Annotated in this window: 19 protein-coding genes and 5 pseudogenes; 11 read left to right on the top strand and 13 right to left on the bottom strand. The window is 67.3% G+C overall.

Features of this window, described 5'->3' with window-relative positions; translation table 11 throughout:
* Positions 1–20: 20 nt before the first annotated feature.
* The 3 genes and pseudogenes from SY89_RS19550 to SY89_RS06270 all read left to right on the top strand — a co-directional run bounded on the left by SY89_RS19550 (position 21) and on the right by SY89_RS06270 (position 2275).
* Positions 21–485 (top strand): hypothetical protein, encoded by a 465-nt coding sequence (locus tag SY89_RS19550; protein ID WP_394325731.1) that lies wholly within the window; start codon positions 21–23, stop codon positions 483–485.
* Positions 416–1812: pseudogene (locus SY89_RS06275) on the top strand (acyl-CoA carboxylase subunit beta). The gene SY89_RS19550 and the pseudogene SY89_RS06275 overlap by 70 nt, the downstream one beginning before the upstream one ends.
* Positions 1813–1888: 76 nt before the next feature.
* On the top strand, positions 1889–2275 hold the full coding sequence (locus SY89_RS06270; protein ID WP_054583570.1) for a hypothetical protein: 387 nt from the start codon (positions 1889–1891) through the stop codon (positions 2273–2275).
* Here the strand turns inward: SY89_RS06270 and SY89_RS06265 are convergent.
* Both SY89_RS06265 and SY89_RS06260 read right to left on the bottom strand, forming a co-directional pair.
* A complete protein-coding gene (locus SY89_RS06265; RefSeq protein ID WP_054583569.1) occupies positions 2272–2691 on the bottom strand; it encodes a DoxX family membrane protein in 420 nt (139 codons plus the stop codon). The two genes, SY89_RS06270 and SY89_RS06265, sit on opposite strands and share 4 nt — an antisense overlap.
* 7 nt (positions 2692–2698) lie before the next feature.
* Positions 2699–3178 carry a MaoC family dehydratase gene (locus SY89_RS06260; RefSeq protein WP_054583568.1) on the bottom strand — a complete coding sequence of 160 codons (480 nt, stop codon included), beginning with the start codon at positions 3176–3178 and terminating at the stop codon, positions 2699–2701.
* A 92-nt stretch (positions 3179–3270) separates the two neighbouring features.
* Here SY89_RS06260 and SY89_RS06255 point away from each other — a divergent pair, with 92 nt between their 5' ends.
* The 4 genes and pseudogenes from SY89_RS06255 to SY89_RS06240 all read left to right on the top strand — a co-directional run bounded on the left by SY89_RS06255 (position 3271) and on the right by SY89_RS06240 (position 7105).
* Positions 3271–4119 carry an HpcH/HpaI aldolase/citrate lyase family protein gene (locus tag SY89_RS06255; RefSeq protein ID WP_054583567.1) on the top strand — a complete coding sequence of 283 codons (849 nt, stop codon included), beginning with the start codon at positions 3271–3273 and terminating at the stop codon, positions 4117–4119.
* A gap of 69 nt (positions 4120–4188) precedes the next feature.
* On the top strand, positions 4189–5442 hold the full coding sequence (locus SY89_RS06250) for a Glu/Leu/Phe/Val family dehydrogenase (protein WP_054583566.1): 1254 nt from the start codon (positions 4189–4191) through the stop codon (positions 5440–5442).
* A gap of 106 nt (positions 5443–5548) precedes the next feature.
* Positions 5549–5893: pseudogene (ribH, locus tag SY89_RS15775) on the top strand (6,7-dimethyl-8-ribityllumazine synthase); the annotation flags it as partial.
* Between the two features lie 55 nt (positions 5894–5948).
* A pseudogene (locus SY89_RS06240) lies at positions 5949–7105 on the top strand (pyridoxal phosphate-dependent aminotransferase).
* Between the two features lie 46 nt (positions 7106–7151).
* On the opposite strand, the pseudogene SY89_RS06235 reads toward SY89_RS06240, so the two are convergent.
* Positions 7152–8128: pseudogene (locus SY89_RS06235) on the bottom strand (aldo/keto reductase).
* Between the two features lie 60 nt (positions 8129–8188).
* Complete coding sequence (locus SY89_RS06230; protein WP_054583564.1) at positions 8189–8395, bottom strand: hypothetical protein; 207 nt, start codon at positions 8393–8395, stop codon at positions 8189–8191.
* Positions 8396–8517: 122 nt separating this feature from the next.
* Here SY89_RS06230 and SY89_RS06225 point away from each other — a divergent pair, with 122 nt between their 5' ends.
* Positions 8518–10035, top strand: a complete 1518-nt coding sequence (locus SY89_RS06225) for a cryptochrome/photolyase family protein (protein ID WP_054583563.1) — start codon at positions 8518–8520, stop codon at positions 10033–10035.
* A 185-nt stretch (positions 10036–10220) separates the two neighbouring features.
* Here the strand turns inward: SY89_RS06225 and SY89_RS06220 are convergent, their stop codons facing one another.
* A complete protein-coding gene (locus SY89_RS06220) occupies positions 10221–10505 on the bottom strand; it encodes a DUF7545 family protein (RefSeq protein ID WP_054583562.1) in 285 nt (94 codons plus the stop codon).
* A 138-nt stretch (positions 10506–10643) separates the two neighbouring features.
* A complete protein-coding gene (locus SY89_RS06215; protein WP_054583561.1) occupies positions 10644–11741 on the bottom strand; it encodes an NAD(P)/FAD-dependent oxidoreductase in 1098 nt (365 codons plus the stop codon).
* 114 nt (positions 11742–11855) lie between these two features.
* Here SY89_RS06215 and SY89_RS06210 point away from each other — a divergent pair, with 114 nt between their 5' ends.
* Complete coding sequence (locus SY89_RS06210) at positions 11856–12152, top strand: DUF357 domain-containing protein (RefSeq protein ID WP_054583560.1); 297 nt, start codon at positions 11856–11858, stop codon at positions 12150–12152.
* Between the two features lie 24 nt (positions 12153–12176).
* Here SY89_RS06210 and cysS read toward each other — a convergent pair.
* The 3 genes and pseudogenes from cysS to SY89_RS06195 all read right to left on the bottom strand — a co-directional run bounded on the left by cysS (position 12177) and on the right by SY89_RS06195 (position 14832).
* Positions 12177–13654: pseudogene (gene cysS, locus SY89_RS06205) on the bottom strand (cysteine--tRNA ligase).
* A 75-nt stretch (positions 13655–13729) separates the two neighbouring features.
* Positions 13730–14224, bottom strand: a complete 495-nt coding sequence (locus SY89_RS06200) for a DUF7523 family protein (RefSeq protein WP_054583559.1) — start codon at positions 14222–14224, stop codon at positions 13730–13732.
* 62 nt (positions 14225–14286) lie between these two features.
* Positions 14287–14832: a DUF7524 family protein gene (locus tag SY89_RS06195; protein WP_054583558.1), complete on the bottom strand. Its 546-nt coding sequence runs from the start codon at positions 14830–14832 to the stop codon at positions 14287–14289.
* A gap of 127 nt (positions 14833–14959) precedes the next feature.
* Between SY89_RS06195 and SY89_RS06190 the strand changes: the two genes are divergently transcribed.
* Positions 14960–15145 (top strand): hypothetical protein, encoded by a 186-nt coding sequence (locus SY89_RS06190; RefSeq protein WP_054583557.1) that lies wholly within the window; start codon positions 14960–14962, stop codon positions 15143–15145.
* Positions 15146–15166: 21 nt separating this feature from the next.
* On the opposite strand, the gene SY89_RS06185 is transcribed toward SY89_RS06190, so the two are convergent.
* From SY89_RS06185 to nirK, 4 genes are all read right to left on the bottom strand, one after another.
* A complete protein-coding gene (locus SY89_RS06185) occupies positions 15167–15562 on the bottom strand; it encodes an OsmC family protein (protein WP_049984160.1) in 396 nt (131 codons plus the stop codon).
* A gap of 117 nt (positions 15563–15679) precedes the next feature.
* Positions 15680–16402, bottom strand: a complete 723-nt coding sequence (locus SY89_RS06180; RefSeq protein WP_054583556.1) for a metal-dependent hydrolase — start codon at positions 16400–16402, stop codon at positions 15680–15682.
* Positions 16403–16555: 153 nt separating this feature from the next.
* Entirely contained in the window at positions 16556–17068 is a 513-nt protein-coding gene (locus SY89_RS17600; RefSeq protein ID WP_239685524.1) for a halocyanin domain-containing protein, read from the bottom strand.
* The gene (gene nirK / locus SY89_RS17595; RefSeq protein WP_144427143.1) at positions 17065–18006 is read right to left on the bottom strand and encodes a copper-containing nitrite reductase; all 942 of its coding nucleotides are present in this window, start codon (positions 18004–18006) and stop codon (positions 17065–17067) included. The genes SY89_RS17600 and nirK overlap by 4 nt, the downstream gene beginning before the upstream one ends.
* Before the next feature lie 533 nt (positions 18007–18539).
* Between nirK and SY89_RS06170 the strand changes: the two genes are divergently transcribed.
* Complete coding sequence (locus SY89_RS06170; RefSeq protein WP_239685523.1) at positions 18540–20354, top strand: ABC transporter substrate-binding protein; 1815 nt, start codon at positions 18540–18542, stop codon at positions 20352–20354.
* The last annotated feature ends 67 nt before the right edge of the window (positions 20355–20421 follow it).

Below are 20421 nucleotides of genomic sequence, written 5' to 3'. Positions count from 1 at the left end.
GTTCGGCCGACCACCCCCGTATGCACGTGCGCATCGGCGAGGGTGCGACCGACGAGGAAGCGTCGGCGGTCGCTGCGGCGCTGGCCGAACATCTCGGCGCGGAGATCGAGGTGTTGGTCGGCGACGCCGACGAACCGGCGGCAACGGCGACGCCCCCAGAGACGGAGTACCCACTCGACGACGACCTCGGGCCAACTGAGCGCGAGCGAAAGCTCCGCGAGGAGATCGAGGAGATCCTCGACGGCGGGCCGGAGAAGTACAAACAGCGCCTGCCAGAGCAGGGCAAACTGTTCGTCCGCGACCGACTGGACCTCTGGTTCGGCGAGGACGGCGAGGGCGGCCCCGGCGACGCCGACCGCGAGGGCGCCGCCGACGGGATCCAGTTCGAGGACGGGAAGTTCGCCGCCTTCGACGAGTGGCACCCCGACTCCCCGAGGTCAAGGAGTACGACGAGGGGACGCGCCTGCCCGGCGACGGCCTGCTGACCGGGGCGGCGACGTTCGAGGATCGCGACGTGCACTGGATGGCCAACGACTTCACCGTCAAGGCGGGGTCGATGGCCGGTCGGGGCGTCGAGAAGTTCCTCCGGATGCAGCAGCGCGCGCTGAAGTCCGGCAACCCCGTCCTCTACCTGATGGACTCCTCCGGGGCCGGATCGACCAGCAGACCGGCTTCTTCGCCAACCGCGAGGGGATCGGGAAGTACTACTACAACCACTCGATGCTCTCGGGCTACGTGCCGCAGATTTGCGTGCTCTACGGCCCCTGTATCGCCGGCGCGGCGTACACCCCCGTCTTCGCCGACTTCACGATCATGGTCGAGGGGATGTCGGCGATGGCGATCGCCTCCCCGCGAATGGTGAAGATGGTGACCGGCGAGGAGATCGACATGCAGGATCTCGGCGGCCCGGCAGTCCACGCCAAACACTCCGGGAGCGCAGACCTCGTGGCGAAAGACGAACAGGAGGCGCGGGCGATGGCCGCGAAGCTGATGAGCTACCTCCCCGACAAGGCCGGCGAGAAACCGCCCCGCTCGGAGCCCGAAAGCCCCACGTTCTCCCCGGAGGGGATCGACGAGGTGATCCCGAGCGAGCCGAACCGCGCCTACGACGTGCACGATCTGCTCGATCGCATCTGCGACGCCGAGTCCGTGTTCGAGATGAAGCCGGAGTACGGCAAGGAGATCGTCACCGCGTTCGCCCGGATCGACGGTCGCCCCGTCGGCGTCGTCGCCAACCAGCCCAACCACCGTTCGGGCGCGATCTTCCCCGACGCCGCCGAGAAGGCGGCCGAGTTCATCTGGACCTGCGACGCCTACGAGATCCCGCTGCTGTACCTGTGTGACACCCCCGGCTTCATGGCCGGCTCCGACGTGGAGAAAGACGCGATCCTCGAGAAGGGGAAGAAGTTCATCTACGCCACCTCCTCGGCGACGGTGCCGAAACAGACCGTCGTCGTCAGGAAGGCCTACGGCGCCGGCATCTACGCGATGGGCGGCCCCGCCTACGACCCCGAGAGCGTGATCGGCCTGCCCTCGGGGGAGATCGCGATCATGGGGCCCGAGGCGGCGATCAACGCCGTTTACGCCAACAAGCTCGACGCCATCGACGACCCCGAAGAGCGCAAGCAGCGCGAGCAGGAGCTCCGCGAGGAGTACCGGCAGGACATCGACGCCCACCGGATGGCCAGCGAAGTCGTGATCGACGACGTGGTGCCGCCGTCGACGCTCCGGCAGGAGCTCGTCAATCGCTTCGCGTTCTACGAGGACGTCCAGAAGGACCTGCCGGACAAGAAGCACGGCACGGTGCTGTAAACCGCGGTTTTCCACTTCCTAACCGGGGTAGCGGGCGGGTACTCTTCTCGGCGCGCGCCAACCGCTCGACCGAACGATGGTCGACGGCCCCCTCCCTCCGGCGGCAGACGGCGAGCCCTGGACCGACCCGTACCACCGCTGGATCAACGCACGGGCACGGGCACTGTGGCTGCTCGCCGCGGTCGCGATGGTCCTCGACGTCGCCCTCACCGGGGTCGGGCTCTCGGCCGGGCTCGTCGAAGGCAACTACCTCGCCCGCCTGTTCATCCGCGAGTTCGGCCTGATCAGTGCGGGCGTGCTGCTCAAAGGGTTCGCGCTCGGGGTCGGCTACGCGGCCTGGCGACTGCTGCCACATCTCGACGACGACGCGGCCAGCCATCGGTACTTCGTCCCGCTCGGCCTGGCGCTCCCCTCGTGGGGAGCTGTCGGCGTCAACGCGGTGATGATCCTCTCGGTGAGCTAGTCCCCGAGCGCGTCGAGCAGCACCACCCACGCGAGCGCGGCCAGCCCCACGTCCCGGATCAGCACGTCGACGAACACGCCGTCGGTACCGGCGACGACACCCAAGTAGCCGACCGTCGCCGGGAGCGAGACTGCCGCCACGGCGGTCGCGGGCGCGACGTAGCGATCTGCCAGTAGCAGTCCGCCGACCAGAACCTCCGGCGGCCCGTTCGCGAGCATGAACAGCCGCGGCGAGACGACGAGCCACGGCGCCAGCCAGTCCGTGACGTAGACGGCCCACGCGGCCGGCGCCAGGAGCTTGTGGACCCCGGCGAGCACCAGCATCGTGCCGAGGCCGACCCTGGCGAGCGTGGCCGTCTCCACCCTGTCGACGACCGGCGCGAGCCAGCGTCGAAGCCTCGCCGTCACGGGGTCCATCGACGCCTCACTCCACGTGTTCGCGTTTCAGGCTCAGCGCGGTCCGGTCGAACTCACAGACGAGCGTGTCGCCGTCCGGGCCGTCGCCGCCCTCGTCGACTTTGAACGCCTCGACGTGCATCTCGACGATCCCGCGCTCGCCGTCGCTGGTCTCGTGTTTGTCCGTGACCGTCGTCTGCGCGTAGACGGTATCGCCGTGGAACACGGGGTTGGGGTGCTCGACGTTGTCGTAGGAGAGGTTGGCGACGATGGTGCCGTCGGTGGTGTCGGGGATCGTCAGCCCGACCGCCAGCGACATCGTGTAGAGCCCGTTGACCAACTGCTCGCCGAACTGTGTGTCCTCGGCGAAGTCGGCGTCGAGGTGGAGCGGCTGCTGGTTCATCGTCATGTCGCAGAACGTCTGGTTGTCCGACTCCGAGACGGTTCGGCGCTTCCCGTGCTCGATGGTTTCGCCGACCTGGAACTCCTCGTAGTAGCGGCCCGTCATACCGGGCCCCTCGCGCGGTCGGCGCAAAACGCTGCCGACTCAGTCCGACGCGATCCCGACCAGTTAACTCCGCGCCGGCCGACCCGCGACGTATGGCACGCAGAAGTCTCCTGTTCTCGCCGGGCGATCGCCCGGAACTGATGCGCAAGGCGCCCGCGGCGGGCGCGGACACCGTCTGTTTCGACCTCGAGGACGCGGTCGCCCCCAGCGAGCGCGACACGGCGCGGGCGGCGGTTCGCGAGGTGCTTTCGGACCCGTCGTTCGACCCAGATTGTGAAGTCACCGTGCGCGTGAGCGTGGACGCCGCGGCCGACATCGACGCGCTGCTCGACGGCGACCAGTCGATCCGTCTCGACGGCGTGATGGTGCCGAAAGTCGCCGAGGCCGCCGACGTGTCGTGGATCGCCGATCTGCTGGACGAGCACGACGCCGAGCCCGCGCTACTGGCGCTAGTCGAAACCGCCCGGGGAGTGCTCAGGGCGGAGGAAATCGCCGACGCGCCGGCGACGGACGCGCTGGTGTTCGGCGCCGAAGATCTCGCCGCCGACATCGGCGCGACCCGAACCGGCGAGGGGACCGAGGTGCTCCACGCCCGCGAGCAGGTCGTGCTGGCCGCGAGCGCGGCCGGCGTCGACGCCATCGACACGGTCCACACCGATTACGAGGACGACGCCGGACTCCGCGAGGCGACGGAGTTCGCGCTCCAGTTGGGGTACGACGGCAAGCTCGCGATCCACCCCGCCCAGGTGCCGATCATCAACGACGCGTTCACGCCGTCGCCCGAACAGGTGGAGTGGGCCGAACGCGTGCTCGACGCGCGCGACGAAGCCGAGGCCGATGGTCGAGGCGTGTTCAGCGTCGACGGCGAGATGATCGACGCACCACTGATCGCACAGGCCGAGCGCGTGCTCGAGCGTGCGGCTGCCGGCGACGATCGCTAAATCGTTCACGAACGTTTGTAGTAGGACTTCGGCAGGCTTATTCGAGCTACACATGATATCTATGCCGAAATGTCCGATGAGGCAAACCCGTTCGAGAGCCTGCAGGAACAAATCGACGACGCGGCCGCGTACCTCGACGTCGACGACGACATCATTCACCGGCTCAAGTACCCCGAGCGGGTTCTAGAGACGAACCTCTCGGTCGACCTCGACGACGGGTCGATCGAGCGGTTCAAAGCGTTCCGGTCGGAGTTCAACGGCGACCGGGGGCCCTACAAAGGCGGCATTCGCTACCACCCGGGCGTCAGCCGCGACGAGGTCAAGGCGCTCTCCGGCTGGATGGTGTACAAGTGCGCCGTCGTCGACATCCCCTACGGCGGCGGGAAAGGAGGGATCGTCGTCGACCCCGCAGAGTACTCCGCGGCCGAACTCGAACGGCTCACGCGCTCCTTCGCCGAGGAGCTGCGCCCGTTCATCGGCGAGGACAACGACATCCCCGCGCCCGACGTGAACACGGGCCAGCGGGAGATGAACTGGATCAAGGACACCTACGAGACGCTCGAGAACACGACCGAACCGGGCGTCGTCACCGGCAAGTCGATCGATGCCGGCGGGAGTGCAGGCCGGGTCGAGGCCACCGGTCGGTCCACGATGCTCACTGCCCGCGAGGCGTTCGACTACCTCGATAAGGATATCGAGGGCGCCTCCGTCGCCGTGCAGGGGTACGGCAACGCCGGCTGGATCGCCACCAAACTCATCGACGAACTCGGGGCCAACATCGTCGCCGTCTCGGACTCCTCGGGCGCGGTCCACGACCCCGACGGGCTCGATCCCGTCGCCGTCAAGGAGTTCAAACGCGAGACCGGCTCCGTCAGCGGCTACGAGGGTGTCGAGGAGCTCAGCAACGAGGAGCTGCTCACGATGGACGTGGATCTGCTCGTCCCCGCGGCGCTCGAGAACGCCATCGACGGCGACCTCGCCGCGGACGTACAGGCCGACGTGATCGTCGAGGCCGCGAACGGCCCGCTGACCCCCGACGCCGACGACGTGCTGACCGAGAAGGACGTCCACGTGTTCCCGGACATCCTCGCCAACGCCGGCGGCGTCACCGTCTCCTACTTCGAGTGGGTCCAGAACCGCCAGCGGTTCTACTGGAGCGAGGAACGGGTCAACGAGGAGCTCGAGGTCATCATCACCGACGCGTTCGATAACCTCACCGACGCCTACGAGGCGTTCGACGTGCCGAACTTCCGCACCGCCGCCTACGTCGTCGCGATCCAGCGCGTCGTCGACGCGTTCACCGACAACGGCAACTGGCCCTGATTCGGGTTCCGAACCTGTCGGGTCGCCGTTCGGTTTTCCAGCCCCGGAGCGCCGCACAGGTCGCCCGCTTCGGTAGTTCTTTCTTCGCCCACGGACAGGTGGAGGTATGGTGAATCTCGGACTCGTGGTGGCGGAGTTCAACGCTTCAGTCACCGAGCAGATGGCGGCAGCCGCCGAAGACGCCGCCGCGGATCGGGGCGTCGGGATCGAATCGACCGTCCGCGTGCCGGGCGTGTACGATAGCCCGCTCGCGGCGGACCGACTCGCACGCCGGGACGATATCGACGCCGTCGCGGTCGTCGGTGCCGTCGTCACCGGCGACACCGATCACGATCAGGTGATCAGCGACGCGACCGCCTCCTCGCTGCAGTCCGTGGGGCTGGACCGGGACACGCCCGTGACGTTCGGCATCACCGGGCCGGGCCAGAGCGGCGCCGAGGCTCACGAGCGCGTCGACAAGGGGCGGCAGCCGTCGACGCCGCCGTCGACATGGTGGAGGTGCTGCCATGAGCGACCACCAGTGGGACTTCGCCGAGCGGGTTGGCCGCGTCGAACCGTCGGCGACCGTCGCCGTCGGCAACAAAGCCAGCGCGCTCGAGGAGGAGGGCGTCGACGTGGTCGATCTCTCGGTCGGCGAACCGGACTTCCCGACCCCGAGCGCGTCCGGGAGGCGGGCCGCCAGGCGATCGCCGACGGCCACACGGGCTACACCTCGTCCAACGGGATCACGGAGCTCAGGCAGGCGATCTCGACGGACCTGAAAGCGAAGAACGTCCCCGCCGAACCCGACAACGTCGTCGTCACCCCCGGCGCGAAGCAGGCGCTGTTCGAGACTGTCCACGCGCTGATCGACGAGGGCGACGAGGTGATCCTGCTCGATCCGGCGTGGGTCTCCTACGAGGCGATGGTGAAACTCGCCGGCGGCGACCTCACGCGGGTCGACCTGGGCGAACACGAGTTCGAACTCGAACCCGCCCTCGACGATCTGGCCGACGCGATGTCCGACGAGACGGCGCTGCTGCTGGTCAACTCGCCGTCGAACCCGACGGGTGCGGTGTTCTCCGACGAGGCGCTCGCGGGCGTCCGCGACCTCGCCGTCGAGCACGACGTGACGGTCGTCGCCGACGAGATCTACGACCGCATCACCTACGACGCCGAGCCGACCTCGCTGGCCGCCTTCGACGGGATGGCCGACCGGACGGTGACGGTCAACGGGTTCTCGAAGTCCTACGCGATGACCGGTTGGCGGCTTGGCTACCTGGCCGCGCCCGAGCCGCTCGTGGACCAGGTGTCGAAGATCCACAGCCACTCCGTCACCTGTGCGCCGAACTTCGTCCAGCGCGCCGGCGTCGAGGCGCTGCGCAGCGTCGAAACCGACGTTGCGACGATGGTAAAAGCGTTCGAGAACCGCCGTGACCTCGTCGTCGACGTACTGGAAGACCACGGGAAGTCGATCCCGCGGCCGCAGGGGGCGTTCTACGCGATGATCCCGACCTCGGCGGACGACGTTGCCTGGACCGACGCCGCCATCGAGGACGCGCACGTCGCCACCGTTCCCGGGACCGCGTTCAACGCCCCGGGCTACGCCCGCATCTCCTACGCGGCCAGCGAGGAACGGCTGAAGGAAGGGTTCGAGCGACTGGCCGCCGAAGGGCTGCTGTAGCCAGCCACCCACGCCGTTAGCTCCGCCGCGGCGCTTCGTCGCTTGCTTACTGGTGACCGGAGACCTCGACCGGTCGGTACGGCTCCTCGAGATACTCGATCTCGGAGGCAGTCAGCGACACCGAGAGCGCCTCGACGGCGTCTTCGAGATGCTCGACGCTGGTCGTACCGACGATCGGGGCGTCGACAGCGTCCTTGTGCAGTAGCCAGGCCAGCGCGATCTGCGCCATCTTCAGGTCCTTCTCGGCGGCGAGTTCCTCGACGCGCTCGTTCACCTCGCGGCCGCCGTTCTCGAGGTAGGGGTGGCGGGCGGCGTCGGACTCGCTCTGTCCGCGGGTCGTGGCTTCCAGTTCTTCGTGGGGGCGCGCGAGAAAGCCGCGGGCCAGCGGCGACCACGGGATGACGCCGACGTTCTCCCGGTCACACAGCGGCAGCATCTCGCGTTCCTCCTCCCGATAGAGGAGGTTGTAGTGGTTCTGCATCGTCGCGTAGCGCTCCACCCCCTCGCGGTCGCTGGTGTGGAGCGCGTCGGCGAACTGGTGGGCCCACATCGACGAGGCGCCGACGTGGCGGGCGTTCCCGCGCCGGACGGCGTCGTCGAGCGCGCGCATCGTCGTCTCGATCGGAGTGTCGTAGTCCCAACGATGGGTCTGGTAGAGGTCGACAGTGTCCATCCCGAGTCGGTCGAGCGACGCGTCGAGTTCCTGCTCGATCGCTTTCCGGGAAAGGCCCCCGAGTTGGGGTCGTCCTCCCGCATCTGGAAGTAGCCCTTCGTCGCGACCACCATCTCGTCGCGGTCGTACTCCCCGAGTGCGTCGCCGAGGATGCGCTCGGACTCGCCGTTCGAGTACATGTTGGCGGTGTCGAAGAAGTTGATCCCCAGTTCGACCGCGCGGTCGATCAGTTCCGTTCCCGCCTCTTCGCCAAGCACCCAGTCGCGCCAGTCGGGGTCGCCGAAGCTCATGCAGCCAAGCGCGATGCGCGAGACCTCGATGCCGGTGTCGCCGAGTGTCGTGTACTCCATGGGAGCCGGTCGCACTGTGGCGGCAAAAACCCACGCACGCCGGCGAACACGTCGAACGGCTCAGTCCCGGAAACTCGCGGTGTAGATGAAGAAGGCGCCCGTGACCAGGACGAACGCGAGGAACGTGACCAGCGCGAGCACGATCACCAACGGTTCCAGGACGCCGAGGTACGCCTCACCGGCTGGCGTCGTCGACAGGGCGATCGCCGCCAGCAGCGCAGCAATCAGTCCGAGCAACCAGTCGCGGAGGACGTTTTCGAACTCCATACCCACCAGTGGCCTGGTAGTCTCTAAACTCCACCGGCCGCCGCCGGTCGAACTTTACGGCGGACGCTCGAGACGGGGCGTATGCAACGACCCCGCCGACCGCCGGCTACCCAGTCAAGCGGATGACGTTGTGGCTGCTCGGAACGCAACTGGATCGGACCGCAGCCTCACTCGACGAGCACGACCGTGTGCTGCTGATCGAGGCGTCCGGGTTCGCCGATCGGCGACCGTACCACCCACACAAGCTGACCCTCGTCTTCGCCGCGATGCGGCAGTTCCGTGACGACGTGCGGGCGCGCGGACTGACCGTCGACTACCGACAGGCCGACACGTTCGCCGCGGCGCTCGACGCTCACTTCGACGCGCATCCCGGCGACCACCTGACGATGCCCAGGCCGGCCGCCCACGGCGCCGAAAGTCGGCTACGAGCCCTGGTCGACGCTCGTGGTGGGACCCTTTCGTTCGTCCGAAACCCGACGTTCCTCCTCACCCCGGCCGAGTTCGACGAGTGGGCGGAGAGCCGGAACACGAACGACCCCGACACCTACCGGATGGAGGGGTTCTACCACTGGATGCGTCGCGAGACTGGCGTCCTGATGGACGGCGACGAACCCGCAGGGGGCGAGTGGAACTACGACGAGGAGAACCGGGAGACGCCGCCGGAGGACTGGTCGCCGCCGGAGCCGCCGTCGTTCGAACCGGACGCGACCACTCGGGAAGTGGCGTCGTGGGTCGATGCGGCGTTCGAGACGTTCGTCGACAGCGACCAGGCGGCACCGTTCAGGTGGCCGGTGACGCGTGACCAGGCACTGTCGGCGCTCGAAACGTTCGTCGACGGCCGGTTCGCCGAGTTCGGGCCGTACCAGGACGCGATGGTCGAAGGCGAGTGGGCGATGAGCCACTCGCTGCTCTCGGCGGCGATCAATCTGGGCCTTCTCACGCCGATGGAGGTGATCGACCGAGCCGAGCGCGCCTACGAGGCGGGGGAGGTGCCGATCAACAGCGTCGAGGGGTTCGTCCGGCAGCTCCTCGGATGGCGGGAGTTCATGCGACACGTCTACCGGCGCTCGATGCCGGAGATGGCCGACGCGAACCAACTGGATCAGACCGCGGAGCTACCACCGGCGTACTGGACGGGCGAGACCGACATGGCCTGTCTCTCCGAGGCGGTAGGCCACGTCCGGGAGCACGGCTACGCCCACCACATCGAGCGCCTGATGGTGCTCTCGAACTTCGCGATGGTCTACGGAGCCGATCCCGGGAAGCTGAACGAATGGTTCCACCAGGGGTTCGTCGACGCCTTCCACTGGGTCACGACGCCCAACGTCGTCGGCATGGGCTCGTTCGGCACCGACGCCCTCTCCTCGAAACCCTACGCCGCCTCGGGGAGCTACATTAACCGGATGAGCGACTACTGCTCGTCTTGTCCGTACGCAGTGTCGCGAGACACGGGCGAAGGGGCGTGTCCGTTCAACAGTCTCTACTGGACGTTCCTCCGGGAGAACGAGGAGACGCTGCGTGGAACGGGGCGGATGGGGCTGATGTACTCCCACGTCGACGACAAGGACGCGGCGGAGTGGGACGCGCTCGAGGAACGCGCAGCGACGGTCCGGACGCTGGCGCGCCAGGGGAAGCTCTGACCCCCGCGTCGTTAGTAGCGAGCAGGCGACTCGACGGCGCCACGAGTCGGTGAGTCGCGCTCCCGCCTCGTTCGACCCGTGGCAGTGCTCATCGCACGGGCTGGGTGGTCGCCCTATCAGTGATAAACTCTCGCCGGCGCAGCAGCTATCGGACAGTGAAAACGGTGTGAGAAGCGGCGCGGCCGTTAGTGCTGGTGGCCCATCGCTTCGGACAGCGAGATGCCGAAGCGCTCCTCGAACAGCTCTTCGAGCGTGTCGTTCGCGGACTCGACCTCGTTGCTCACGCCACCCTCGGCGTGGTGGACGCGGGCGTGGGCCTGCTGGGCGAACGCCTGCAGGACGATGTCGGCGATGATCTGGGCGTCAGGCTCGTCGCCGTCGCGCATCAGCTCCAGCATGACGGGCGGCAGTTCCACGGTGTCAGTTTCGCCCTCGGGGCCTTCGATGGTGAACGTCTCCGTATCAGCCATACGCGAGAATCGGGGGTCGGACGTAAGGTTCTGTGGGTCTCGGCTCGCGAAACGGGGGAGTGCCCGGGTTAGTCGTCCCCGGCTGCTCGCGTCGGCGACACCATCAGTCGTCCCGGGCTGTCAACACCGGCGACAGCCTTAGTCGTCGCTAGCTGCGGCTTCGGCCACAGCCTCCACGCCGAGTTCGTCCGCTCGCTCGCGCTCTTCGAGCCAGTCGTCGGCGTCGAGTGCGGCCTCGCTCCCCATCCCGGCGGCGGTGACCGCCTGCTGGTAGTGGTGGTCGACCACGTCGCCGGCGCCGAAGATCCCCGGCACGTCGGTCGCAGTCTGTCCACCGTCGCGGCCGCCCTGCGTGATGAGGTAGCCCTCGTCGTCGAGTTCGACGCCCGTGCCTTCGAGGTAGCCCGCGTTCGGCGTGTGGCCGATGGCGTAGAACACCGCGCCCACGTCCATCTCGAACGACTCGACGTCTTCCTCGCCGGCCTCCAGCTTCTCCTTGGGGTGGCCCGCCGGATGGCGGACGAGCGAGGCGTGATCGATGCCGTCCTCCGGCGTTCCGTGGAGTTCCGTGAGTTCGGTGTTCCAGAGGATCTCCACCTCGCCGTCGTCGACCTTGTCCATGATTCGGTCGATCCAGTGGTCCTCGGCGCGGAACTCGTCACGGCGGTGGGCGATGTAGACGGTGTCGGCGAACTTGGTGAGGAAGTTCGCCTCCTCCATCGCGGCGTCGCCGCCGCCGATCACGAGCATGTCCTCGTCGCGGAAGAACGCGCCGTCACAGGTGGCACAGGTCGAGAGCCCGTAGCCCATCAGTTCGTCCTCGCCCGGGACCCCGAGCGTGCGCGCGGAGGCGCCGGAGGCGGCGATGAACGCGTCACAGGTGTACACGTCGCCGTCGCGCATCTCCACGCGGAACGGCGGCGCGTCGGTGCCGTCCTCGCTCTCCCCGAGCCCCGTCACGTCGACGACGATCCCGTGATCGAGTTCGGCGCCGAATCGCTCGGCCTGTTCTTTCATGTTGTTCACGAGTTCGGGGCCGGAGATCCCCTCGGGGAAGCCGGGGTAGTTGTCGACCTCGGTCGTGAGGGTGAGCTGCCCGCCCGGCTCGTCGCCCTCGAGCACGAGGGGGTCGTTGTTCGAGCGCCCGGCGTAGATCGCTGCGGTCAGCCCGGCGATCCCCGTTCCGGCGATAATCAGTCGACGGTGTTCCACCGCCTCTTCGACGTACTCGCTCATAGCCGTCGGTACGGCGGTGCCGGGTATGTAGGTTATGCTGTCGGTGTGCTGTTCGTGCAAGACTGCGTTCGGCGCCTCCGACAGCCTTACCGCCCGAGCGCTGGACGCCGGACTATGGCCGCCGATCTAGAGGAGAAAACCGACCGCTACGGCGAGATGCTCGCCGACGCCCTCGACGCCGCCGAACCCGCGGCGCCGCCGGGGACGCCGCTGGGCGAGGCCGCCGCCGAAACGTACGAGATGGCCGACTCCTACCTCGACGACGGCCGCCATTTCCGGGCGGCCGACGATCCAGTGAACGCGCTGGCCTCGTTCTCCTACGGCTACGGCTGGCTCGATGCGGGTGTGCGGTTCGGGCTGTTCGAGATCCCCGAAGAGACGGAACTGTTCACGACCGACGCGGGCGAGTAGCCGGACCGCCGCCGTCGGTCGCCGTCAGTCGAACCGGTAGGTCGGCCCGTCGTCGCTGTCCTCCACCTCGACGCCGAGTGCCTCGAGTCGGTCCCGGAGGTCGTCGGCGCGCTCGTAGTTCCCCGCGTCGCGCTCCTCCTCGCGCACGTCGAGGACCAGTTCCACCAGGTTCTCGGCGATCTCGGCTTCGCCAGCCGTCACGTCGCCGAACTGGAGCCCGAACACGTCGCCGCCGTACTCCTCGAAGAATTCGATCGACTCCCGCAGCGCGCGGTAGTCGTAGGGGCCACCGGCCTCGACGTGGCGGTTGACCGCCGTCGCGACTTCGAGCAGTTCGGCCATCGCCTCGCGGGCGTTGAGGTCGTCGTTCATCGCCGCCTCGAACCCGGCTCGGGCCGCGGCGAGCGCGTCACGGAACTCGCCGTCTTCCGTTTTCGTGAGCGCGTCGGCGCTGTCGGCGTGCTCGACGGCGGTCTCGTAGGCGCGTTCGAGGCGGTCCCAGCGGCGGCGAGCCTCCTCGATGGTCTCCTCGGTGTAGGCCTGCTGGGAGCGATACTCCGCGGAGGCGAAGAACGTGCGCAGCACGTTCACGCCGAACTCACGGACGGCGTCGGCGACAGTGAAGTAGTTGCCGAGCGAGGAGGACATCTTCTCGCTGCCGGCCTGCATGAAGCCGACGTGGAGCCAGTAGTTCGCGAATCGCTCGCCCGTCGCGGCCTCGCTCTGGGCGATCTCGTTCTCGTGGTGGGGAAGACGAGGTCCTGTCCGCCCATGTGGATGTCGAGCGTCTCGCCGAGATGTGTCATCGACATCGCCGAGCACTCGATGTGCCAGCCGGGGCGGCCCTCGCCCCACGGCGACGCCCAGGTCTGTCCCTCCGGGAGTGGTCCGTCGTGTTCGTGCTTGCGGTGCTCCTCGACCGCGTCGGCGTCGACGCCGCCGGCCTTCCAGAGCGCGAAGTCCGCGGGGTTGCGCTTCTCCCCGCGCTCGTCTGGGTCGCCCTGCTCCTCCACGGCGTCGATCTCCTGGTTCGAGAGCTTCCCGTACTCCGTGAAGGCGGTCACGTCGAAGTACACCGAGCCGTTCGACTCGTAGGCGTACCCCTGCTCGATCAGCGTCTCGACGAGTTCGACGATCTCCGGCACGTGCTCGGAGACGCGGGGGTACACCTCGGCACGCAGGAGGTTCAGGTCGCGCATCCGCTGCAGCACCTCGTTCGTGTAGTGGCGGGCCACGTCGGCCTCGGTCTCCCACGCCTCACGCTCGCCGACGCGAGCAGTGATCTTCTCGTTCACGTCGGTGACGTTCTCGACGTGGCGTACGTCGTACCCCTCGTGGGCCAGCCACCGGTGGAGAATGTCGGCTTGCGCCCAGAGGCGGGCGTGGCCGAGATGCGGGTCGTCGGAGACCGTCAGCCCGCAGACGTAGAGCCGCACCGACTCACCGCTCGCCTCGAACGGCTCGCGCTCGCCCGACAGGGTGTCGGTCAGCGATAGGGTCATGCGAGGGGATTCTCCAGCCGGCGGTTTGAAGCCGTCGGAAGCGTGGCTGGCGGGAGGATCCCGTGATCAGCCGCCTCACTGCGGGACGCGCGACAGCGCGTCCTCGACCGCCCGGAGCGCGTCGACGCCGGCCCGACGATCGACCACGACCAACAGCGTGCCGTCGGCGACGGCCGCGGCCGCGGCGTCGATCGCCTCGGCATCGAGGCGGCCACAGACCGCCCCCAGCGCGCTCGTCCCCACGTCGCCCGTCGCGATCACGGCCGTCAGCGAGCCCGCGTCGGGAGCGACTGCCGTGCCGCCGACCGAAAGGAGCGCGCCGTCGGGCGCCCCCTCTGCCGTGTCGACGAGACCGACGCCGCTCTCCATCCGGACCTTGGGCTCGGTGTCGCGTGTGTCGAGCGCCGGGAGGTCCTCGGCGAACCGGCGGAGCGCGGTGGCGACGGGCTCGGTCTCACCCGTATCGAGGTACTCGGCGGCGGCGGTGTAGTTGACGACGCCGGCACGGAGCGCGAGCAGGAGGAACGGTCGCTCGCGCACGGCCTCGCGCGTCGCCGCTGCGGTGGACATACACGAGCCTGATAGCGGCGACAGCAAAAATCCATCCACCCGCGGGCTCGGGTACCCGAGCGTTAGGTCAACGCCAGCACGAGGCCGACGACGGTCACCAGCGCCACGAACGCCGCGGCGGCGATGACGACGCCGCTCTGTACGAGGACCGCGACCGCGACAGCCACGGTCAGCGTGAGCGCGGCGAGTGCCAGCAGCCCGATCGTCTCGGCGTCGAGCCGGTCCAGAACGCTCTCCGCGGACTGTGGCTGTGCGAGGGTCTCGTCCACGTCGATCCCGTAGCCGCCCGCGCGGGACGGCTCGATTCGGAGTTCGACCGTCTCCGTCTCGGCCCCGTAGCCGGCAGAGATCGTCAGCTCGCCCGTCACCGGCTCACTCATCGGCTGGGTGTCGACGCCGATGCGGGTCGTCGTCTCGGCGTCGATGTAGCGGCTGTCGTCCCGGAGCCTCGCGGCTCGCGAGAGCGACGTGTCCAGTTTGAGGTGGACGTGTGAGCCCGCCCCGTGGTTTTCGAGGGCCACGTCGAACGGCCCGTCGGCCACGTACGACGCCGGCGCGTCGATGTCGCGCGGCCGATCTCGGTTGAGGTGGACTGAAAGCGCCGGCACGGTTGGCGGTGGCACCCGCGTGGCCAAAAAGCTTCACCTGAGTGGGCACGCCCCAAAACGGCCGCTAAACGGGTTCTCAGGGAAGTATTGGGCAAAGACTTATGCAGTCTCCCTCGTAGCCCTACGTATGGGTACCAGTAGCATACCACCCGTCGTCCGCGACTCGCCGCCGCGCGATCGCGGTCCGGATCTATCACCTGTCGGCACCGACCTCGTCATCTGTGACGGCGAGGCGATGACCTACGGGGAGTACCGGCGCGACCGGGAGCCAGCCTCGGTAGAGCGCGAACGGGTCACAGAAATCGAGGGCTGAGCCGCGAGGGCAGTCGCCGGCTCAGAACGCGTCGCCTTCGAACGTCGTCTCAGCGTGGAGGTCGCCCTTGAGCGCGTCGTGGACCTTACAGAGGTCGAACGCGCGGTCGATCGCCTCTTCGCCGTCGGCCTCGCTCACGTCGTTCTCGACGGCGATGTCGAAGTGGATGCTGGCGAGTTTGTCGTCGTCGTTGAGTTCGCCCGTGATCGAGAGTTCGACCTTTCCGAGTTCGCCCACGTCGCGCTGCTTCGCGCCGACGCGCAGCGCCGGCACGTAGCAGGCGCCGTAGGAAGCGAGCAGCGACTCCAGCGTGTCGGGTGCGGACTCGCCGCCGGGGTCGATGTCGACGGAGAAATCGCGGACCTCGGTCGTGGAAGCGTAACCGTCCTCGGAGACTGTGGTGACTTGTTTGCTCATCGCGATCCGAAGTTGGTCCGGTCGCCGCCTAAATCTTGCTGCCCCGGCCGAAGGAATCGGCCGCCGGTGCAGGCGCCCAGCCGAAGGGCCCCGACGATGGCGCCGTCCCGTCGACGCCTACTCCGCCAGCGTGTAGGACTCGTCGCCGTCGAGGACGACGACCTCGGTGTCACTACCCGTCGCTTTGACCTCGCGAACGAACTCGTCGGTGTCGATCTCGATCGGCGGGAACGTGTCGTAGTGCATCGGGAACGCCACATCCACGTCGAGCCAGTCGACCGCGATCGCGGCCTGTGCCGGCCCCATGGTGAAGTGGTCGCCGACCGGCACCGCGGCGGCGTCGGGCTCGAGGAACGGCCCGATGACGTCCTTCATCTCGGAGTGCAGCGAGGTGTCGCCGGCGTGGTAGAACGCGGTCGAGTCGGCGTCTGTCTCCTGTGTGGGCTTCGTCTCGCTGATCACGTAGCCCGCGGGCATGCCGCCGCTGGCGTCGTACTCGGTGTCCAGCCCGTTGGAGTGGTCGGCCCGCACCATCGTGACGAACGCGTCGCCGAGTTCGACGGTGCCGCCGAGGTTCATCCCCGTCGCGTGCTCGATGCCGTAGTTGTCCGCGAGATAGCTCGTGATCTCCGGCGTCGAGACGAAGTGGGCTGTTTCGAACCGGCCGGCGTCGCCGATGTGGTCGGCGTGACCGTGGGTGATCAGGACGTAGTCCGGGTCCAACTCAGCCGGATCCGTGTCGGTGAACGGGGTGTCGAAGAACGGATCGATCAGGAACTCGGTGTCGTCGACGGTGACGCTCCACGTCGAGTGGCCGTACCAGGTGAGGTCGAAGGTCATTGCGACTGCCCGTACGGTTTCGCGCATCCTGAATGTTACTGCTCCACCGGTAATTCACTCGCAGTGATAGCTACGAGCGGATCGCCACCGCTCGCGCGAGGGATGTCCACGAAAACGAGACGCGAAAACGGCGTTCGTCGGTGGAAGCGCCACTCACTTGACGACGATCGCACCCTTCATCCCCATCGTTTTGTGGGGCATGCAGTAGTACTTCGTCGTTCCCGTGTCGTCGAACGCCCGCTTGAAGGTGTGACCGGCGTCACCGACCATCTCGCTGGCGAAGCTCCCGTCGTCGGCCTGCACGTCGTGGCTGCCGCCCTCACCGGTCCACTCCCACGTGACGGTCGTGCCGGGCGACACCGCGACGGCCGCCGGCGAGAACCCGAAGCCGCCGCCGTTGGCCTGTGAACCCACCTGCACGGTGATCTCGTCCTCATCGGTCCGGTCGGCGACGCCGTCGTAGTTGTCGACGTTGTCGAACCAGCCGTCGAACTCGGCTGGCCCTTCGGCCTGGCTGCTCGACTCCTGACCGGGGTCGAACACGTCGGGGTTCGGGTCGCCCTGTACGTCGATGACAGCCAGCGCGCCCTTGCGGCCGACTCGGGTGAGCGCATGGTCGACGATCTTGATCAGGCCCGGGACGGGCGAGTGCAGCGTCGCGATCACCGCCGACCCCGGGGCACCGGCGTCGTCTGGATGTTGCGGTGGACATCGCTCCCGATGCCGCCCTGCGGGTGGACCTCGTCCCAGACCGAGCCGATGGGGTGGAGCGAACTGGAGAGGTTCGGCCCGCCGGAGACGTAGTAGACGCGGGCGCTCTCGCCGGTCTCGATCTGCATCTCGTTGTGGCCGTTGGGGCCGATAGCGTACTTCTCGCCGTTGATGAGCACGTACGTCGGCTCTTCGTCCTTCATCGCCTCGAAGTCGAAGTCGTGGTGGCCCTCCTCGCCGGCGTCGCCAGTGGTGTAGAGTTCGTGCTGGCCGAGGTAGAACTCGTGGTCGACTGCCGGCAGCCCCACCTCGGGCTCGATCAGGATGGCGCCGAACATCCCGCTGGAGATGTGGTAGTCCAGGTTCGGGACGGCGCAGTGGTAGGTGAACAGGCCGGGGTAGGTGGCTTTGAACGTGAACGTCTTCGTCTCGCCGGGGGCCACCATCGACGCCTCGGCGCCGCCGCCCGGACCGCGGACGGCGTGGAGGTCGATGTTGTGCGGCATCGAGTTCGACTCGTCGTTCGTGACCGTCATCTCGACGTGGTCGCCGACGCGGGCCCGGATCATCGGTCCGGGAATCCGGCCGTCGAAGCTCATGTACGTGTAGGTGACGCCGGGTTCGACCTCGGCGACCTGCTCGTGGGTGGTCATCTCGACGCTGACGGTGGTCGGGCTGTCGCGGTCGATCGGCGGCGGCACTGCAGTCGGGTTTCCGGCGATGCGCTGGGTGTCGAGTACGGGGCTCTCGTTCATGTTCGGGGGTTGCGGGGTCGACTTCGCCGCCTGCTCCTCAGCTGGCGGGGCGGAGACACAGCCGGCGACTGCCGTCGCACCGGCCGCACCCATGCTCTGCAACACGCGCCGTCGGGTCGTCGTGGGTACTGAGCTCATCACATCTAGACCATGGCACCGGCGGGGTATAGGGGAAGATGACGATTCTCAATTTCTTAGAAATCGCGACCTAGAAGCGCTCTACCACCGACCTAGCTGATAAACCACCCACGCTATACGGGGTCGGAACCCGCGGAAGGGGCGGTCAGCCCGTGTGTCACGACGCTCGGCAACTCCGCGCCACTTGGTCGAACTCCGCGCCACGATGAACGACTGGGCGTTTCACTTCCCCCAGCAAGTGGGGAGATCGTGTTTCCTCGGCCAGATCGCCGAATGGCGGAAGACACGGGAGAATCGAGTCATTGAGTGCTGTGGGCCGAACTTTCTGCTACCGAATCGTGTTACAAATCGGCCGCTACCCCCGTCTACGTATGAGTAAAAGCCCCATGGTACCAAACGACAGTTTTATCAGCTATTTCGGATAACAGAAGGACCACATGTCTGACCCTCACGGACGACGTGGTGACGACAAGAATGCGGGAATCGACCGGCGCCGATGGCTTCAGGCCCTAGGCGTCGCCGGTGCAGCCGGGATGGCCGGCTGTACGGGCGGCGACGGCACCGACACGGCGACGGATTCGCCGACGGAGACTGAAGGAGACGCGATGGGTGAGGACACGCCCACGCCCGAGGGCGAGGTCGAGATCCCCGAGGTCGGCGGCACGTACAACACCGTCACCTCCAGTCCTGTCGACACGCTGAACCCGCTCTACAACACCGAGGCCGGCGCCGGCACGCTGATCGGCTACGCCCTCGACATGGGGTACACCTTCGGGCCGGGTAACGAAGTGATCCCCCAGCTGTACGACCTGAGTACCGACGACGGCGGGAAAGTCTGGACCGCGAAGGTTCGAGAGAACCTCGAGTTCGGCGCCGGCTACGGGCAGGTCACTGCCGAAGACTTCGTCTACCTCGTGCAGGAGGTCCACCAGTCTGAGTGGGCGTCGACGTCCGCACAGAACTCGTGGCCCAGCGAGGTCACGGTCGAGCAGACCGGCGAGTTCGAGTTCCAGATCGAGCTCCCGAGTGCGAACCTGCTCTACCCGCAGACGTACGACCCGCTGCTGTACCCGATCCCGAAGGATCTCCTCAAGCCGTACGTGGACGAGGAGGACGACAAGGGACTGCAGGAGGATCAGGAGCTGCTCGAGCTCGAGTTCACCGGCAACCTCGGCGCCTACACCCTCGAGGAGTGGAACCGCTCCAGCGGCCAGACGTACAGCCGCAACGAGGACTACTACATGCAGGAGGCGACCGACATCAACCAGCTCTTCGAGAACGCGCCGTACTTCGAGACCCTCGAGAGTCGGGTCGTTCAGGAGCAGGCCTCCCGCCTCGGCGCGCTCGAGACCGGCGAGACCGACTACGCCGCAGTCCCGCCCGAGCGTGTCGAAGAGTTCGACAGCCTGGACAACGTCGAGGTCTACCTCATTCCCCAGCCGTACAACGAGGTCTGCGTTTACAACATGCGTGAGAACGGATGGAACGCCGGCCCGGGCAACCTCTTCCGCGAGAAGAAGTTCCGCCAGGGGCTCGGCTGCGCCGTCGACAAGCAGGCGCTGGTCGAGGGTGTGTTCCGTGGCTACGCGAACGTCGAGTACACCTGGCAGCCTCGCTGGTCCACGTGGTACCCCAGTGACGCCGACGTGCCGGAGTACGGGACCGGGGACCTCTACGGCCAGGAGCCGACTCAGAGCCGGATCAAGGAAGCGATCGACAACGTCGAGTACGACTACAGCTACGACGGCCAGGGTCGACTCCTGAACCCCGAAGGCGATCAGTGTACGATCACGCTCTACCACAGCGCCGGGCAGAACACCGAGCGCTCGATGGCGGAGTTCATCGCCCAGGAGTTCGAGCAGAACGCCGGGATCGCCGTCGAAGTCAACGCGATTCAGGGCTCGCAGTTCTCCCAGGAGTACTGGCAGCAGGAGGTGCCGGAGAACGCCGACGAGCTCGAGTGGTCCAACGGCTCCTACAACGCCGGTCCGCGTGACAAGGCCACCAGCGCGAACCCGTGGGACATGACGGTCGTGTTCGGCCTCAACACCTACCCGCTCAACCCGCTCACCGCAGAGGTGTTCTTCCAGAAGGACTCCTTCTACAACCCGTACGGCTACTACCCGTCCTGGGACGCCGAGACGCTGTGGGAGGAGGCCAACAACGCCGAGAGCACCGAAGAGCTCAACGACATCATGAGCGAGATCTTCGTCAACGTCGCCGACGACCAGCCGATGGGGATGCTCGCCTTCCCGAGCAGCCGCTCCGGCTACGCGGCCGACATCAACGGCCCCGCGGAGAACTTCTTCAGCGGCTGGGACTTCCCCGCCTGGTACCGCGAGGAGTAACGCCGCATCGGGCCTTCGGCGTTTTTTGAGCGTACGAGGAAGCTATCCATCGAAACACACATGGGGT

The sequence above is a fragment of the Halolamina pelagica genome (genome assembly GCF_001307315.1).
GTDB lineage: Archaea > Halobacteriota > Halobacteria > Halobacteriales > Haloferacaceae > Halolamina > Halolamina pelagica_B.
Note: the sequence above shows the minus strand (reverse complement) of the source record. Positions and strands in the feature narration are given on the sequence as shown.